Genomic DNA, 16447 nt, shown 5'->3' with positions numbered 1-16447 from the left:
TATAACATGTTCTAGTTATTTTGTAAAGCACTTTTTTATGCTACTATAATGTGGGAGGAATTATGGACACGAAGAAACTCGCTCAAATGCTTTATCCGTCTGTTACGGAAACAATTGAAGATTTAGAATTACGCTTTCCTAAGCGTGAGCTTACTGAAGGAGCAAAGGTCACACGTATGGCCCCTTCTCCTACAGGTTTTATTCACTTAGGTAACTTATATAGCGCTCTTTTAGATGAGCGCTTAGCTCATACGAGCGGTGGAACACTGATCCTTCGCATTGAAGATACCGACGATAAACGTCGTGTAGAGGGTGCAGAAGAGGTGCTTCTAGAGACGCTCAAATATTTTGGTATCGAGTTTGACGAAGGTGTACTTCACGATGGGGAACAAGGAATCTACGGTCCCTATTATCAGAGTGCTCGTAAAGAGATTTACTCCGTTGTCGCAAAGAAGCTCGTAGAAGAAGGCTATGCTTATCCTTCTTTTCAGACGGAAGAAGAGCTTGAGGCTCTCCGTGCTCGTCAAGAAGCCGAAGGTGCCCTTCAGACGGGTTACTTCGGAGAGTGGGCCACAGATCGCCTCTTAACCTTAGAAGAGATTGAAGAGAAGCTCAAGAGCGGTATGCCATGGGTACTTCGCTTAAAGTCTAGAAATCTAGAGGGTGAGGGAGACCTCGTTCAAGATGGCATTCGAGGAGAGGTGAGAGTTCGCCCTAATAACCTCGACAGCGTTCTCATGAAGAGCGACGGCATTCCTCCGTATCACTTTGCTCACGTCGTAGACGATCACTTTATGCACATTACTCATATTGTGCGTGGTGAAGAATATCTTTCAACTTTCCCACTTCACATTGAACTCTTTGACATTTTAAGATGGGAAAAGCCTGTCTTTTGCCATACAGCGCACTTAATGAAGCTCGATGATGGAAATCGACGTAAGCTTTCTAAGAGAAAAGACCCTGAGCTAAGCTTAGGATTCTATAAAGAAGTTGGATACCATCCCAAAGCTGTCATCGACTATCTCTTAACCTTATTAAATTCAAACTTCGAAGAGTGGCGTTTAGAAAATCCTCTCGCTGATGCCTTTGAGTTCCCCTTTTCTATTGAAAAGGTCGGCGGTAGCGGTGCACTCTTTGACATCGACAAACTGAATGACATCTCTAAAAACATGCTCGTAACGATCGACCCGAGAGAGCTTAAAGACTTCCTCTTAGAGTGGGCGAAGGAATATAACCCTGAAGCTTATGAAGTCCTCTCTAAAGACGAAGAGAAGCTCGTAGCTATCCTTTCCATCGGTCGTGATCAGAAGAATCCTAGAAAGGACTACTCCTCTGCTAGTCAGATGTTTGGTCAGATTCAATTCTTCTACGAAGAATACTTTAACGTCGAGGACGCTCTTCCAGAAAAGATTTCTAATGAAGAAGCAAAAGTCCTCCTAGACGAGTACCTACAAAGCTACGACCATTCCCTCGATGCATCCGGTTGGTTCCAGGGTGTAAGAGATATTGCAACCAAGTATAACTATGCAGTAAAGATGGGCGATTACAAGAAGCATCCAGAAAACTACAAGGGCTCTGTTGCTGACGTCTCTACGCTCATTCGCTTAGCTCTTACTGGACGACAGAATGCACCCGACATTCATGCCATTCAGCAAATTTTAGGGTGTGAGCTTACGAAAAAACGCATTGAAAGCTTTAGGAATAGCTTATGATGGGATATTTTGCCGCACTTACCATAGCCTTTCTACTTCTCATACTCATCGTTATAAGATATAAGGAGTACGAAAAGTCTTTGGCAATCTATCTCTTTATGGCATCGACGATCTTTTACTTTACGCCTTCTTATTACATCTTTGGAGGACGTACGTATCGATACTTTAAGGATCAACACCTAGAGGCCTTTATTCTCTTTAGTATCGTAATCTTACTGAGCTTTTCAGCGATCCTGCTTTTAAAGCAAAAGCTCCCTGTTTTTAAGCCGCTAGAAGCGATTAAGAGTAACCCCTTAATCACCCTCTACATGGCAGGAATCGTTGTCGTCATCCTTCTTTACATCTTCTACTTTAGAGACCGCTTTCCACTCATTATGGCGCTCACACAGGATGCAGAGAAGAACCCCTATAGGCCAGACTCTACAGGAAGTATTCCCTTATACTTTACGGTCATGACCTTTGTCTATTATGTTGTACCTAGCTTTTACTTCTACATCATAGAGACGAGAAAGACGAGTCCTCTCATGCACGTCGTTATGATCGGATTCATCTCTTGCCTTTTACTCATCGGTGGAAACAAAGGCGTCTTCTTGTACTTCCTCTTCTTCATCTGGGTTTACGTCTTAAAGCTTAAACTCGATTGGAGAGTGATCGTGATGGGTGTCGTTTCTGCCATCTTCTACTTTGGCTTAAAAGAAGGCTTCGGATACCTCACTCGAGACATTACAAAGAACATCTTAGGAATGGTCCGAAGACTCTTTGTCACCCAAGGATCGGGCTTTATCGATCGAATCTACCTAAAAGATACGGGGCTCATCCTAGGAAAGGTTCCACTATCGAACGTCGTCCACGCTCACATCTACCATGTGAGCGGATCGAACCCCACTTACTTTGTAGGAGACCTCGTATTCGTCTACGGATACATTAAGGCCTTCATCATTCATACGGCGGTTCTCCTAGGACTCACCGTGAGCTCCAAGTGGTTTGACGATGCTTGTAGTAAGCACCTTTATCTAAAGTGGTCCTTCTTTACGATCCTCTACCTCTTAGCGATGGCAGAGGTTACGACAAGCACGTGGTTTAAGTTCTTAGCTATCGTATGTAATGCACTCGTTCTGTACTTTGTTTCAAAGTACTACGAGAAAGTTTTTCCTAGAAAAACAAAAAATGCCGGTTAACCCGGCATTATTTTTTACCAAAGATGAGTTTCTTAACCCAAAGTAAGATCATTGCACCTAGGACACTTAAAAGAATCGTTTTTACATCTAAGTCTCCAAAGTTTGTATGAAAAACGTGTGTTGCAAGGTAACTACCGATGGCCGTACCGACGATACCTACGATGATGTTGCCGATGAGACCTCTTTGATCTCTCATGATCGCTCCAGCAATCCAACCGATTACAGCACCGATCAGTAGCTGAACGATAAGTCCTATTATATTCATAATCTCTCCTTTCAAGTGATGTATCTCATACTTGCCCCATTTAGAATAATTCTTGACATCAAGGGTTAAATTCTGTATCATCGTAATGTTACTGGGGATTGGCCAAGCGGTTAAGGCATACGGCTCTGACCCGTATATTCGTCGGTTCGATCCCGACATCCCCTGCCACCAGGAAAAAGAGCTTGCTCTTTTTCCTTTTTTATTCTCTGTATGATATGATAAAATCAGAAACTTTTGGAGGTTTTTATGCACTCAGTTGAAATCAAAAAGGGCATCCATGCTCTCTCTTTAAATGTTGAAGAAATTCTCTTTGAAGGCATGTGGGATCTACACGAAGGTGTAACCCTAAATTCCTATGTCGTAAAGGGAGAAAAGACAGCTGTCATCGATGGCTTCATCGGTTGGGACGGCGTTCCAGAGACACTCTACGCTTGGCTAAAAGAGCTCGATATTGAAGTCTCTGATGTCGACTACTTAGTTGTTAACCACATGGAGCCTGACCACAGCGGTTGGATTCCAAGCTTCTGTTCCTTAAACCCAAAGGCTAAGATCTACGCTGGTAAAGAAAGTGCAGCACTCATTAAAGCTTTCTTTGGCATCGAAGAGAACGTCGTTGTCGTTTCAGACGGTGACACGCTCGACTTAGGTGGTCGCACCTTAAGCTTCCACAAAGCTCCTAACGTACACTGGCCAGATACCTTCATGTGCCTCGACTCTTTAACGAAGACACTCTTTTGCTGTGATAACTTCGGTGCCTTTGGCACATTAGATAAGATTACTTCTAGCGCTTATACCATGGAGGAACTCTCTCAATTTGAAGACGGTCAAAAGCGCTACTTCTCAAACATTTTAATGACCTTTAGCCCCATGGTTCAAAAGGCCATTGAAAAAGCCAAAGCTCTAGAACCTGAAACCATCGCTCCCGGTCACGGTCTCATCTGGGACGACAAGCTCGAAAAGATCTTCAGTGACTACGAGCGCTATGCAGCTTACCAGAAGAACGGTGGAGAAGAGAAGATTGCCATCGTCTGGGGTAGCATGTACGGCATGACCGAAAAGATGGTTCACTTTGTTGAATCCCTCTTAGAACGCGAGGGTATAAGCTATGAATCGATGGAGGTTCCTGCAACGGATTTAGGAACAGTCCTAGAAAAGAGCTTCGACTGCAAGGGTCTTATCGTAGCTGCTCCTACCTACGAGTATAAGATGTTCCCTATGGTCGCATCGACCTTAGAGGAAATGGGCAAGAAGAGACTCTACAATAAGACGGCCATCTACCTCGGTAGCTACGGCTGGAGTGGTGGAGCTCTAAAAGAATATAACGAAATTGTTGAACGCAACCGCATGAACTTTACGACACTTCAAGGGATCGAATTTAACGGAACTCCAACCGATGAATCGAAGAAACAAGTGGAAGAAGCGGTCATGGAGCTTATTAAAAGTCTTCGTTCCTAGAAAGGACGCTCATTGAAACCCGTTCATATTACGATTGAAACCACGTTCGAAGTGAATACCAAAGACGAACAAAAGATGGTCTTCTTTACCGAAGCCGAGATGGAAAAGCACAAGTATAGTTATACCTATACGTATAAAGAATATCTCACGGAAAATGAAGCACCTGTTACGGGACAAATTGAAATTGGTCCCGACTTTGTCGTGCGAAGTATTCATGAAGATGACCACTACATCATGAACTTTAAAGAAGGACTCAGAGAGCTCATGGACTATCCTACTCCTGCAGGCTTCATTACGACCAAGCTCGAAACGAAACGTGTAGAACTGAACATGGATGCTGGTTTAGGGAAAGCAATGATTCTCTACAGCATGAGTCTTGGAGACCTTGAGTCGGCATTAAATCAGGTGACGATTACGATCACAGAGCCTGTGAAAAAGGAGAATGAAGCACTATGTTAGAAAACTTAAAACCCACGAACGTCTTTACGTTCTTTGAAAAGCTTACGACCATTCCTCATTGCAGCAGTGATAACCAAAGAATGAGTGACTTCCTCGTAAGCTTCGCTAAAGAACGCTCTCTAGAAGTTCATCAAGATAAAGCCTTGAATGTCCTCATTAAAAAGCCGGCCTCCAAAGGCTACGAGGATCACGAACCCGTCGTCCTTCAAGGTCACATGGACATGGTCTGCTTAGCAGACTTTGACTTCGACTTTGAATCTCCCCTTCCATTAGAGGTGGTTGGAGACTTCGTTCAGACGAAGGGCACGACCTTAGGAGCTGATAACGGCATCGCTGTCGCTATGATTTTAGCCATCTTAGATGACCCAAGCCTTCCTCACCCTGCCATCGAAGCCCTCATCACGACCGACGAAGAGATCGGTCTACTAGGTGCGACAGAAGTCGATGGTTCGCTTTTTAAAGCGACGAGACTTATAAATATTGACTCCGAAGAAGAAGGCATCTTTACGACAGGTTGTGCTGGTGGTGTAAGAAACTTCTTAAAGCTTCCTGTGAAAAAAGAAAAGAATCCCATGGCGAAGACGTACCGCGTCGTGATCGACGGCTTAAAGGGAGGTCACAGTGGCATGGAGATCGATAAGCTTCGTTCCAATGCCAATAAACTCATGGGACGCGTTCTAAGTGGTCTCGGTGACATTCGACTCGTAATGGTAAAGGGTGGAGAAAAGATGAATGCCATCGCCAAGAGAGCGGAAGCCATCTTTACGACCAATGCTCTTCCTGAAGTGGACTTTACAGAAATCTTTTCTCACGAATCACAAAAGAGTGACCCCGATGTAAGGGTAACCTTTGAAGAGCTTTCGAATGAGACGGAAGCCTTCGATAAAGATAGTACAGAAAAGGTCATCGACCTCTTAAATATTCTACCTTTTGGCGTTCTCGGTATGAGTCAATTCTTAGAAGGACTCGTAGAGACCTCGACAAACCTCGGAGTCGTAGAAACTCGAGACCATGAGGTCGTCTTTGAGAGTTCACACCGCTCCTCTTTAGACAGTAAAAAGAGAGAACTTATGAACCTCTATGAGCGCCTATCAAAGCGCTTCGGTGGAACACTTGAAAGCCAAGGCGATTACCCCGGTTGGGCCTTTGAACCAGAGAGCTCTCTGCGCGGTGTCTTCCACGACGTCTATCGTGAACTCACCGGAAAAGATGCTGAAGAGATGGTCATTCACGCAGGTCTCGAGTGCGGTATCTTTAAAGAACGCATCGGAAACCTCGACATGATCTCCATCGGTCCTGAGATGTTCGACGTTCATACGCCAAAGGAAAGACTCTCTATTTCAAGTACAGAGCGCACCTACAAGATGCTTCTTGAAGTGCTAAAGAGGCTCTAATGCGCTTTGCTATCATTGGCTGTGGAAGAATCAGCTATAAACACGTTCAAGCTCTCATCGATAACAAGGACACTTTGACACTCGTTGCCCTAAGTGACCTCGTCGAAGAGCGCATGCAAGATAGAAAAAAACAATATCAAGAAGCGACCGGTAGAGACGTCTTTCTCTATAAAGACTACAAGACGCTTTTAAGCCGTGAAGACATTGAAGCCGTAGCCATCGCTACAGAAAGCGGCTACCACGGTGAAATTGCCTTAGAGGCCCTTAAAGCCGGTAAGCACGTACTCATCGAAAAGCCCATGGCGATGACGCTAGAAGAGATCGATGCCATTAACGACTACGCAGAAGCGCATCATCTAACAGTCGGCGTATGCCATCAGAACCGCTTTAATAAGCCCATTCAAAAGCTCCGTCGTGCCATCGAAGAGGGTCGCTTCGGACGCATCATAAATATCACCGCTCGCATCCTCTGGACGAGAGATCAGAACTACTACGACATTGCACCCTGGAGAGGAACAAAAGCCTTGGATGGCGGAACACTCATGAATCAGTGTATTCATAACATCGACCTCTTGCAGTGGATGATGAATAGTCCCTTAAAGAGCGTAAAAAGTGAGCGCGGAACCTTCCTTCGAGATATCGAGATGGAAGACTTCGGTGCGCTCCTCCTTCGCTTTGAAAACGACAGCATCGGCCTCGTCGAAGGAAGTGCTTGTGTCTACCCTAAAAACCTTGAAGAGACGCTCTCTGTCTTCGGTGAAAAGGGAACGGTCGTGATCGGTGGATTAGCCGTGAATGAACTTAAAGTCTGGAACTTTGAAGACGAGCGCGACTACGACCACGAGGACGCTTCGAGCGTCGTTGAAAACGTCTACGGTAGCGGACATACTCCACTTTATAAGGACTTTTCGGAAGCAATCTTAGAAGGAAGAGAGCCCTATATCTCTGGTAGAGAAGGCCGTAAAAGTGTTGAAATTGTCTTAAAAAGCTACGAAGATTGTAAGAGACCCTAAAATACTGTATAATATCTCAGTATCAAAAAGGGGGAATACATGTCATACCAAATAAATAAGGAACCAACGAAAAAGGTTCCGTATAAAGATGAACCAAAAAAACAACTAGAACCACAGAAGTCGGAGCCTGAAGCAAGAGAAGAAATTCCTTACCAGAAGAAAAAAACAAAAACAGGTAAGCGAGTTCTTCAAGTGCTCTTCACACTCGTTCTTCTTGGCTTAGTCGGAGTGAGCGCCATTTTCGCCATGCTACCAGAGCTCAACAGCGTCGAAGTTCCTGTCGATAAGGAAGCGCTAGGTATCACAGAAAATGAGAACCTCACTCAAGACGAAAAGGAAGAACTTTCAAGTAAAGAAAAAGACGTCTTAAATGTCCTCTTAATCGGTGTCGACGGCGAAGGCTACGACGCGAGACGAAGTGATGTCATGATGATCATGAGCATCAATAAAGTCACAAAGGACATTAAGCTTACGAGCCTTTCGAGAGATACCATGGTTTACCTACCGAAAAAGGGAACCTATGAAAAGCTCACTCACGCCTTTGCTTACGACGGTCCTGTAGGAACGCTCATGACCGTAAACCAAAACTTAGACATGAACATCGAAAACTTCGTAGCCTTTGACTACCATGCTTTAAGAAAACTCGTCAATGCCGTCGGTGGCGTAGACGTCAATGTCGATAAGGCAGAAGCCAAAGAGATGAAGCATCAGGGTACAAAAGCACCTGGTCTCGGTGATGTCGTAATGGACGGTCAGCAGGCTCTAACGTATGCGAGAATTAGACATAATACGGGCGATGACCCAGGCCGTAACGAAAGACAACGTGAGATCTTAAAGAGCGTCTTTGAACGTGCGAAGAAAAAGAACCTCTCCGAGCTTCTAGAGATCGCTCAGCGCATCGTTCCAAGTGTTCAGACTTCTTATACCTACGGAAAGATGGTCGAGATGCTCGAATACTTTGAGACCATTAAGAGCTCTGCAACGCTCTCTTCAGGAACCTTCCCGGTAGAATCTGAAGGAAAGATCTATAAGGGCGATAAACTCTGGTATGTAATACCAAAGACGTTAAAATCGAACGTCGAGACGTTCCACAAGGATATCTTTGGACTAGAAAGCTATACACCGTCTGATCGTGTAGAGGAATACTCCAATACGATCGTCGAACGAACAGGAGTCGAATAATCCATGCGACTTGGAGACTTTAAATGGGGCAAGCGAGAACGCATTGCCCTTCTTTTAATCGTAATCCTAGGAACGGTTAGTATTCTCTGGGATGTGCTCGTACCAAAACTGAATACCGTATCGATTCCAAAGGACGACGAGAGTCTAGGGATTACCGCACGCCCCGAAGTGACAACGACAGAAGGGATGACAAAGGAGCCCTCGAGCTTCTTTTCAAAGGACATCGTAAATATTCTCGTGATCGGAGTCGATCAGCCGAGTGGCTACGCAGACGGTCAGCGCTCTGACATCATGATCATGGTGACCTTAAAAAAAGGATCGAAAGACATTCGCATGACGTCTTTTATGCGAGATACGATCGCCTTTGCACCGTCTACTGAAAACTTCGAAAAGCTCAACATGAACTACAAGTACGGAGGTCCCTTAGAGACGATCAAAGCCATGAACATGAACTTCGATCTCGACATCCGAGACTTCGTTCAATTTGACTACGACGATCTACGAACGCTCGTAGACCGCGTTGGAGGCGTTAAAGTCTATATCGATGAGGGAGAACTCAAAGACTTTAACTACATGGCAGAAAATGGCGAATACTATCACGCGAAGCCCAAAGAAAAGACCGGCTGGTATACGCTCGATGGAAACGAAAGCCAGATCTACGTGAGAAGTCGACTTCAAAGTGGCGGAGACGGTGCGCGTACGGGTAGACAGCGTGAAGTCATCCTAGAGATTCTAAAGAAGCTTAAGACCATGCCAGCAGCAGACCTCTATCAAGTGGCTCGCGACATGCTTCCTAGAGTCGAGACTTCTTATGACTATTCTTCGGTCTTTTCACTACTAGACTTCTACGTCTCGATCCGCTCTTCGGCCCAGTTTGTCGAGGGAACCTTCCCTATTAAGCACGACAGCTACCGCTATAAGAGCATCTGGTATGAGGTCTCAAGAAACCTCAAAAAAGACTTAAAAGAGCTCCATCGACTCGTTTACGATGACGAAAGTTACGAGCCCTCAGAGCGAGTCAAGAAGTACATTAAAAAAATTGAAGCGATACCCTTTTACTAAAAAAGAAGGCCTCTAAAAGAGACCTTCTTTGTGTTTTTCTTTGAGATATTCTAAGAAACCTTTTCCTAATTCAGGATGTCTTAAGGCGTATTCAACGGTAGCTTCTAAGTATCCGAGTTTATCGCCTACGTCGTAGCGCTTGGCATCGACTTTAAACGCGTAGACGGGTTCAATTTCTAAGAGCTTTGCGATGGCATCTGTAAGCTGAATCTCCCCACCTTTACCAGGTTCCGTCTCCTTTAAAAGCTTAAAGATCGTAGGAGAGAGAAGGTAGCGACCGATGACGGCTAAGTTTGTCGGAGCGTCCTTGGGGTCTGGCTTTTCAACAATGTGATTTAAGCGAATGAGACCAGGAGAGACCTCTTCACCTGCTACAATTCCATAGCGAGACGTGTGTTCGAGTGGCACTTCCTTAACGGCGATCACAGAACCACCCGTCTGTTCGTAGATATCGATAAGCTGCTTTGTGGCAGGATTGTCTTTATTATAGAGCACATCGTCACCTAGTAAGACTAAGAAGGGCTCCTCGTGACAGAAGCTCTCTGCACAGAGCACCGCGTGACCTAAGCCCTTGGCGATGCCTTGGCGAACAAAGTGGATGTGGCCTAAACTAGAGGCCTGTTTACTAATCTCTAAAAGCTCGAGCTTGTTCGATTTTCTCAAAGACTCGTCGAGCTCCGGCGTCTCGTCAAAGTGGTTTAGAATCGCGTCCTTATTTCTTGCCGTAATGATTAAGATATCGTCGATGCCGCTCTCAATGAGCTCCTCGACGTTATACTGAATGGTCGGCTTATCGACCACGTTTAGCATTTCTTTAGGCATACTCTTCGTGAAAGGCAAGAATCGAGTTCCAAGACCAGCGGCTGGGATGACTGCTTTACTAATTTTCATACATTCCTCCTAAACAAAGTATAGCATCTTTTTTCTGGAATCATACATAATGCTGATTTAACCTCCTATTAATCTTTCCCGCATACTGCTTTCATACAATAGCCTAAAGAGGTGAAGAAATGAACATAACAGTTGTTGGTTTAGGTTACGTAGGGCTCGCGAATGCACTCCTTCTTTCTACGAAGCACCCGGTAAAAGCACTCGACATCGACGAAAAGAAGATCAAAGCGATCGAAGACAGAAAATCTCCCATCTCAGATACGCTCATGGGCGAATTCTTACGCACGTCGAAGCTTGCAAAGAACGTCACGACGGACAAAGAAAAGGCCTTAAAGGATGCCGAGATGGTACTCATTGCAACGCCTACAAATTACGACTCGGTGACGCACTACTTCGACACATCGACCGTTGAAGAGAGCATTGAGAGCGTCTTAAGGTATGCTCCCGAAGCCATGATCGTCATTCGTTCGACCATTCCCATAGGCTTTGTAAACCGCATGAGAGAGCGCTTCCGCTTTAAAAGAATCTACTTTGCCCCAGAGTTTTTACGAGAAGGTCAGGCACTCTATGACTGCTTACATCCTTCGAGAATAATCGTAGGAGACGTCAACGACGATGCTAAAAAGATTCTAGAGATTTATAAGAGTCTCGTGATCGAAAAGAGCGTTCCGACGCTTCTTGTGCATCCGGAAGAAGCAGAGTCGATCAAGCTTTTTAGTAACGCCTATCTCGCTCTTCGCATCGGCTTTTTTAACGAGCTCGATAGCTACTGCGAAAAGAAGAAACTAAGCAGTAAAGAGATCATCGAGGGCGTAAGCCTTGACCCACGCATCGGCATGCACTACAACAATCCCTCCTTCGGTTACGGTGGCTACTGCTTACCGAAAGACACCAAGCAGCTACTGGCCAACTACTCTGATACACCCAATAACATCATTCAAGCGATCGTCGATAGCAACAACACGAGAAAGCGCTTTATCATCGAACGCATCGTAAAGAAAAAGCCAAAGAGCGTCGGAATCTTCCGCCTCATCATGAAGAGCGACTCCGATAACTTCCGCTCGGCCGCCATTATAGATATCCTAGAAGGACTCAAGCGAGAGAACATCCCTTGTGTCATCTATGAGCCCAACCTCAAAGAGAAGGAATTTAACGGCTTTGAGGTCATGAAAGACTTAAAAGAATTTAAAAAGAGCGTTCAGCTCATCGTCGCTAACCGCTTAGAACCCGATCTCTACGACTGTAAAGACAAAGTCTACACGAGAGACATCTTCCAGAGGAACTAAATGAAAGTCGCCGTTGTTATAGACACGTATCCGCCTGACGTGAGCGGTGTCGTAAATACCGTCGTCTATCTAGAAAAGTACTTTGAAAAACTAGGTCTTGAATACAAGCTCTTCTGTCCAGGAAATCCGGAAGAAAATGACGAGAAGCACCACTTCTTTAAGGGCATGAAGTTCTTATTCTACGATCAGCTTCACTTTGCCTTTGTAATCTATCCCATCTTTAAAAGTGCGATTGAAGCCTATAAGCCCGACGTCGTACACGTCATCACAGAAGGGCCATTAGGTCTTCACGCACAGCACTACGCAAGGGATGAAAAGATTCCCTTTATTGCATCCTATACGACAAACCTCCCGCTCTATGCAGGGCTTTATACCTTTGAAGCCATGAAGCCTCTAATGGAAGCCTACGTAAAGCACGTCCATCAGCATGCCGTCATGAACCTCGTACCGAGTGAGCACTCCAAGGCACAGCTCGAAGAGATGGGACTAGAAAATAATGTCATCTGGAAGCGAGGAATCGATACGGAAAAGTACTATCCGAATCCTGAGAGAAAGTTAGAGAAAAAGAAGAACCTCCTCTACGTAGGACGCGTCGCTCTAGAAAAGAAGATCGATGTACTCATTCGCTTAGCAGAGCTACTTAATGAAAAGAACTACGACTTTACGCTACATATTGTAGGAGACGGTCCGATCTTAGAAGACCTAAAGGGAAAGAACACCCCAAATGTCATCTACCATGGCTTTAAGCGTGGAGAAGAGCTCTACGAGATGTACAGAAACCAGGACGTCTTCGTCTTTTCGAGTGAATCGGAAACGTACGGAAACGTCATCATGGAAGCCATGGCGAGTGGACTACCTGTCATAAGTATCTTTAAAGGTGGCGTCACAGAAAACGTAAAAGACGGCTTCAATGGTTATGCCATTATGGAAAACGAAGCTGAAGAGTACGTAAAGGCACTCGATAAGCTCTTTGAATCCGAGGAGCACTACTGGACCCTTTCTAAAAATGCCCGTGAATACACGCTTCAAAGAAGCTGGGAGACCCTTACAAAGGAACTCCTTGAACTCTATAAAGAAGCCTACGAAAAGCGCCAATAGGGCGCTTTTCTTCGTTTGCTTTCACTTCCTTAAAGTCTTATAATTTTTATAAAGAGGTGACAAATGAAAAGGCTCACAGTACTACTCGTACTCTTACTACTACTTATAAAACCAGCATACGCAGAGGATCTCACACGAATGACAGGAGAGGATCGCTACGAGACCGCGATCCTTACCGCACAAAGCTTTTCTGAAGCAAATCGCGCCATCATCGTCGATGGAGAAAACTTTCCCGATGCCCTCAGTGCTTCTGCTCTATTAATAAAGGAGCGCTCTCCGATTCTTCTTATGTCTACGCGTCTAACGGATGAGAGAGTCCTAGAGGAGCTAAAACGGCTACAGGTGAAAGAGATTACCGTATTAGGCGGTGGCTTCGATAAGTTGGTCTTAGAAAAGCTAAAAGAGATCGCCCCAGTTACAGTCATTAAGGGAGGAAACCGCTATACGACAAACCGCGCCGTAAACGAAGAGATCTTTAAAGAAGACGTCACGAAGATCGTCGTCGCAAGCGGAGAAGAATTCTCGGATGCCATCTCGGGAATGGCTGTAGCCCTTAAAGAAAAGCTTCCGCTCGTACTCACTTCGCGCCAAGGACTAGAACTTCGAGACATTAAAACGCGTTACCCGAAGCTTGAGGGCGCCTACGTCTTAGGGGGAGAAAAGTGCATCGAAAAGGTGGCTTTAGAGTATCTACCGAACCCCGAACGAATTGCTGGAAGAACGCGCTATGAAACGAGCGAGAAAGTAGGAGAACGCTTTTTTAAAGAGGCGAAAAGGCTCGTTCTGACCAAAGGACTTACCTTTCCCAACCCCTTAGCGGCCATAAATCTCATCGACGAAGAGACTCGGCTAAGGCTCTTTTCAGAGTCGTTAAAGCACTTACCTTTTAAGGGGGATATCACCGTCATCGGCGATGATCTCGTAGACGACCGCGTCATGGGTACCTTTGAACCGAAAGATCGCCCCTTAGCGATCTACATAAACCCCCATCAAGACGATGAGACGGTCTTTTTAGGTCTACAGCTCATTCGTGACTACAAGGCGGGAAAAGAGATTCACATTCTTCAAGCCACGAATGGAAACATGACGTCTACCATCCATGTCATTAACGACAGGCTTAAAAAAGAAGGAATCGATCCTATTACGGATAAAGAGATCGTTTTAAGCCGTAATGCGGAGCTCGAAGAGTCTTTAAGTGTACTCGGTGTCGATAAAAAGCACATTCACTATTCCCACATGGATGAAAGGGTTTTAAACATCGATACGCTCTATCCGAGACTCGTAAGTCTCATTAACCGCTATCCGAACCGCCCCATTGAACTTAGGACGGTGACCATGGATTACCGCTACGACTTTTCTCGTGGAAAGCGGGATCACTCGATTGCAGAGCAAGTTCAAAAGCTCTATCAGAAGAACTTTCCTGAAAGAGTAAAGGACGCCAAATGGTTTGTAGGCTTTTGGAAAAAGGATGGAGCTCCCAAGGGATATATCGAACACATTGCGACGAAAGAGGAGCTCCTTCTATGGAGAGAGATGGCCAAAGGCTACTCCTATGATCGCTGGAACCCAGAGAAGAATCGTTATGCAGTAGGAGCGCATTCGATCGGGTATCTTTTTACTAAGTTAAGAGATGCGGGCGTATTCTACGAAAAGCCCTGATTCTTGACGCAAACCTCAAAAAAGCATATGATAGCAAGAGTTTGAAAGGAGATTAGCATGAAGATTCCACTCATAGACCTCAAAGCTCAGGTTCAGTCTTTAGAACCGAAGCTTTCAGAAGCTGTAGTTAATACATTAAAAGAAGCCAACTATATTCTAGGTTCCGAGGTAAAAAAGCTCGAACAGTCGATGGCAGAGCTTACAGGTTCAACCTATGCCCTCGGTGTAGCCAGTGGAACCGATGCACTCGTCCTTAGCCTAAGAGCATTAGGAATTGGCGAGGGAGACGAGGTCATCACTTCTCCTTTTACCTTCTTTGCAACCGCAGAAGCCATCGCTATGGTCGGAGCAAAGCCAGTATTCGTGGACGTCGAAGAGGACACCTTTAATATCGATACGACAAAGATCGAAGCTTCTATTACAGAAGACACCAAGGCCATTATCGCCGTCCACCTCTTCGGGCAACCGGCCGACATGGATGAGATCAATGAGATTGCAAAGGCACACGAACTCTTCGTCATTGAAGATGCTTGCCAAGCGATCGGAGCAACCTACAAGGGACGTCCCGTTGGAAGCCTCTCTGACATCGCTTGCTTTAGCTTCTTTCCAACAAAGAACTTAGGTGGTGCTGGAGACGGTGGCATGGTCGTAACGAGCGATGAACATCTCTTTAAGCTCGTAAGAGCCCTAAGAGCTCACGGCTCAGGTCAAAATGGACTTGAAGCCTATAGAGATATTTTAGGAGTCGAGCTAAAGGATCACGAAGAGACTGGTGATAGCGTCTATCAAGGTGCAAAATACTACAACTATCTCGTAGGCTATAATTCGAGACTCGATGAATTACAGGCTGCAGTTTTAAATGTTAAACTTCCCATGCTCGCTGAATGGAACCAAAAGCGCAGATTCTTTGCCAAAGAATACGACCAAAGTCTTTCAAAGACCAACCTCGTAACGCCTTTTATTAAGCCCGAAAGAGAATCGGTCTATCACATGTACGTCCTAAAGAGTGAAGAGCGCGACAAGGTCGTAAAGAACTTAAACGATCGTTTAGTTGCTACGGGAATCTACTATCCCGTACCTCTTCACCTTCAAAAGGCCTTTGAGTATCTAGGTTTCGTAGAGGGAGACCTCCCTGTTGCAGAGTATCTCTCAAAGCGCACCTTCGCCATTCCGATTTACCCGGAACTTGGCATCGAAGAGCGAAGCTACATCCTAAGCTCACTAAAGGACAGTCTATGATTCGAATTCATCCGACAGCCATCGTGGAAGCGAGCGCTAAAGTAGGGGATAATACGAGCATCTGGCACTTTTCGCACATTATGGACGATTCGGTGGTCGGAGAGGATTGTAACATCGGTCAAAATGTCGTCATTAGCCCTAAGGTTACGATCGGAAGAAACGTAAAAATTCAAAATAACGTAAGTGTCTACACAGGGGTAACGGTTGAAGACGACGTCTTTTTGGGCCCCTCCTGTGTCTTTACAAACGTCATAAACCCTAGAAGCTTCATCCCGAGAAAGGATGAATACCGAAAGACTGTAGTAAAAAGAGGCGCTTCAATCGGAGCCAATGCGACCATCGTCTGTGGTCACGACATCGGAAGATACGCCATGGTTGGCGCTGGTTCTGTCGTCACAAAAGACGTCAAAGATTTTAGCTTAGTCGTAGGAAATCCTGCCGTACATATCGGCTTTGTCTGTAAGTGTGGGCTAAGGCTTCATAGCCTTGAGTGTAGCTGTGGAAGACGCTATGAAGAAGTAGGCGACACCCTAAGACTCATAAACGAGGAATAA

General features: G+C 45.3%; 15 protein-coding genes. 13 read left to right on the top strand and 2 right to left on the bottom strand.

Translation table 11 applies throughout. The features are described from left to right. Window positions 1–62: 62 nt before the first annotated feature. Together gltX and ACUB3H_RS04105 are read left to right on the top strand one after the other, a co-directional pair. Window positions 63–1712 (top strand): glutamate--tRNA ligase, encoded by a 1650-nt coding sequence (gltX, locus tag ACUB3H_RS04110; protein ID WP_459129390.1) that lies wholly within the window; start codon window positions 63–65, stop codon window positions 1710–1712. Continuing rightward, window positions 1709–2890, top strand: coding sequence for a hypothetical protein (locus tag ACUB3H_RS04105; protein WP_459129389.1), 1182 nt, complete (start codon window positions 1709–1711; stop codon window positions 2888–2890). The genes gltX and ACUB3H_RS04105 overlap by 4 nt, the downstream gene beginning before the upstream one ends. Before the next feature lie 7 nt (window positions 2891–2897). Here ACUB3H_RS04105 and ACUB3H_RS04100 read toward each other — a convergent pair whose 3' ends face one another. Then, the gene (locus tag ACUB3H_RS04100) at window positions 2898–3155 is read right to left on the bottom strand and encodes a GlsB/YeaQ/YmgE family stress response membrane protein (protein ID WP_459129388.1); all 258 of its coding nucleotides are present in this window, start codon (window positions 3153–3155) and stop codon (window positions 2898–2900) included. Window positions 3156–3401: 246 nt separating this feature from the next. Between ACUB3H_RS04100 and ACUB3H_RS04095 the strand changes: the two genes are divergently transcribed. The 6 genes from ACUB3H_RS04095 to ACUB3H_RS04070 are packed head-to-tail and all read left to right on the top strand — an operon-like array spanning window position 3402 to window position 9720. After that, the gene (locus ACUB3H_RS04095; RefSeq protein ID WP_459129387.1) at window positions 3402–4610 is read left to right on the top strand and encodes an FprA family A-type flavoprotein; all 1209 of its coding nucleotides are present in this window, start codon (window positions 3402–3404) and stop codon (window positions 4608–4610) included. A 12-nt stretch (window positions 4611–4622) separates the two neighbouring features. After that, window positions 4623–5069, top strand: coding sequence for a YwiB family protein (locus ACUB3H_RS04090; RefSeq protein WP_459129386.1), 447 nt, complete (start codon window positions 4623–4625; stop codon window positions 5067–5069). Next, the gene (locus tag ACUB3H_RS04085) at window positions 5063–6463 is read left to right on the top strand and encodes an aminoacyl-histidine dipeptidase (protein WP_459129385.1); all 1401 of its coding nucleotides are present in this window, start codon (window positions 5063–5065) and stop codon (window positions 6461–6463) included. Before ACUB3H_RS04090 ends, ACUB3H_RS04085 begins: the two co-directional genes overlap by 7 nt. Further along, on the top strand, window positions 6463–7476 hold the full coding sequence (locus tag ACUB3H_RS04080) for a Gfo/Idh/MocA family protein (RefSeq protein ID WP_459129384.1): 1014 nt from the start codon (window positions 6463–6465) through the stop codon (window positions 7474–7476). The genes ACUB3H_RS04085 and ACUB3H_RS04080 overlap by 1 nt, the downstream gene beginning before the upstream one ends. Window positions 7477–7515: 39 nt before the next feature. Next, on the top strand, window positions 7516–8658 hold the full coding sequence (locus ACUB3H_RS04075) for an LCP family protein (RefSeq protein WP_459129383.1): 1143 nt from the start codon (window positions 7516–7518) through the stop codon (window positions 8656–8658). Between the two features lie 3 nt (window positions 8659–8661). Continuing rightward, window positions 8662–9720: an LCP family protein gene (locus ACUB3H_RS04070; protein WP_459129382.1), complete on the top strand. Its 1059-nt coding sequence runs from the start codon at window positions 8662–8664 to the stop codon at window positions 9718–9720. 12 nt (window positions 9721–9732) lie between these two features. Here the strand turns inward: ACUB3H_RS04070 and galU are convergent, their stop codons facing one another. Continuing rightward, on the bottom strand, window positions 9733–10611 hold the full coding sequence (gene galU, locus ACUB3H_RS04065; RefSeq protein WP_459129381.1) for a UTP--glucose-1-phosphate uridylyltransferase GalU: 879 nt from the start codon (window positions 10609–10611) through the stop codon (window positions 9733–9735). Between the two features lie 119 nt (window positions 10612–10730). Between galU and ACUB3H_RS04060 the strand changes: the two genes are divergently transcribed. The 5 genes from ACUB3H_RS04060 to ACUB3H_RS04040 all read left to right on the top strand — a co-directional run bounded on the left by ACUB3H_RS04060 (window position 10731) and on the right by ACUB3H_RS04040 (window position 16447). Continuing rightward, window positions 10731–11897, top strand: a complete 1167-nt coding sequence (locus ACUB3H_RS04060; protein ID WP_459129380.1) for a nucleotide sugar dehydrogenase — start codon at window positions 10731–10733, stop codon at window positions 11895–11897. Next, window positions 11898–12995, top strand: coding sequence for a glycosyltransferase family 4 protein (locus tag ACUB3H_RS04055; protein ID WP_459129379.1), 1098 nt, complete (start codon window positions 11898–11900; stop codon window positions 12993–12995). Window positions 12996–13058: 63 nt separating this feature from the next. After that, window positions 13059–14654: a cell wall-binding repeat-containing protein gene (locus tag ACUB3H_RS04050; protein WP_459129378.1), complete on the top strand. Its 1596-nt coding sequence runs from the start codon at window positions 13059–13061 to the stop codon at window positions 14652–14654. 57 nt (window positions 14655–14711) lie between these two features. Next, complete coding sequence (locus tag ACUB3H_RS04045; RefSeq protein ID WP_459129377.1) at window positions 14712–15893, top strand: DegT/DnrJ/EryC1/StrS family aminotransferase; 1182 nt, start codon at window positions 14712–14714, stop codon at window positions 15891–15893. Next, entirely contained in the window at window positions 15890–16447 is a 558-nt protein-coding gene (locus ACUB3H_RS04040) for an acyltransferase (protein WP_459129376.1), read from the top strand. The genes ACUB3H_RS04045 and ACUB3H_RS04040 overlap by 4 nt, the downstream gene beginning before the upstream one ends.

The sequence above is a fragment of the Guggenheimella bovis genome (genome assembly GCF_054492335.1).
Note: the sequence above shows the minus strand (reverse complement) of the source record. Positions and strands in the feature narration are given on the sequence as shown.

Bases quoted from the DNA above. Each gene is read 5' to 3' on its own strand.
- gltX (WP_459129390.1), top strand. From the start codon at position 63: ATGGACACGAAGAAACTCGCTCAAATGCTTTATCCGTCTGTTACGGAA.
- ACUB3H_RS04105 (WP_459129389.1), top strand. From the start codon at position 1,709: ATGATGGGATATTTTGCCGCACTTACCATAGCCTTTCTACTTCTCATA.
- ACUB3H_RS04100 (WP_459129388.1), bottom strand. From the start codon at position 3,155: ATGAATATAATAGGACTTATCGTTCAGCTACTGATCGGTGCTGTAATC.
- ACUB3H_RS04095 (WP_459129387.1), top strand. From the start codon at position 3,402: ATGCACTCAGTTGAAATCAAAAAGGGCATCCATGCTCTCTCTTTAAAT.
- ACUB3H_RS04085 (WP_459129385.1), top strand. From the start codon at position 5,063: ATGTTAGAAAACTTAAAACCCACGAACGTCTTTACGTTCTTTGAAAAG.
- ACUB3H_RS04080 (WP_459129384.1), top strand. From the start codon at position 6,463: ATGCGCTTTGCTATCATTGGCTGTGGAAGAATCAGCTATAAACACGTT.
- ACUB3H_RS04075 (WP_459129383.1), top strand. From the start codon at position 7,516: ATGTCATACCAAATAAATAAGGAACCAACGAAAAAGGTTCCGTATAAA.
- ACUB3H_RS04070 (WP_459129382.1), top strand. From the start codon at position 8,662: ATGCGACTTGGAGACTTTAAATGGGGCAAGCGAGAACGCATTGCCCTT.
- galU (WP_459129381.1), bottom strand. From the start codon at position 10,611: ATGAAAATTAGTAAAGCAGTCATCCCAGCCGCTGGTCTTGGAACTCGA.
- ACUB3H_RS04060 (WP_459129380.1), top strand. From the start codon at position 10,731: ATGAACATAACAGTTGTTGGTTTAGGTTACGTAGGGCTCGCGAATGCA.
- ACUB3H_RS04055 (WP_459129379.1), top strand. From the start codon at position 11,898: ATGAAAGTCGCCGTTGTTATAGACACGTATCCGCCTGACGTGAGCGGT.
- ACUB3H_RS04050 (WP_459129378.1), top strand. From the start codon at position 13,059: ATGAAAAGGCTCACAGTACTACTCGTACTCTTACTACTACTTATAAAA.
- ACUB3H_RS04045 (WP_459129377.1), top strand. From the start codon at position 14,712: ATGAAGATTCCACTCATAGACCTCAAAGCTCAGGTTCAGTCTTTAGAA.
- ACUB3H_RS04040 (WP_459129376.1), top strand. From the start codon at position 15,890: ATGATTCGAATTCATCCGACAGCCATCGTGGAAGCGAGCGCTAAAGTA.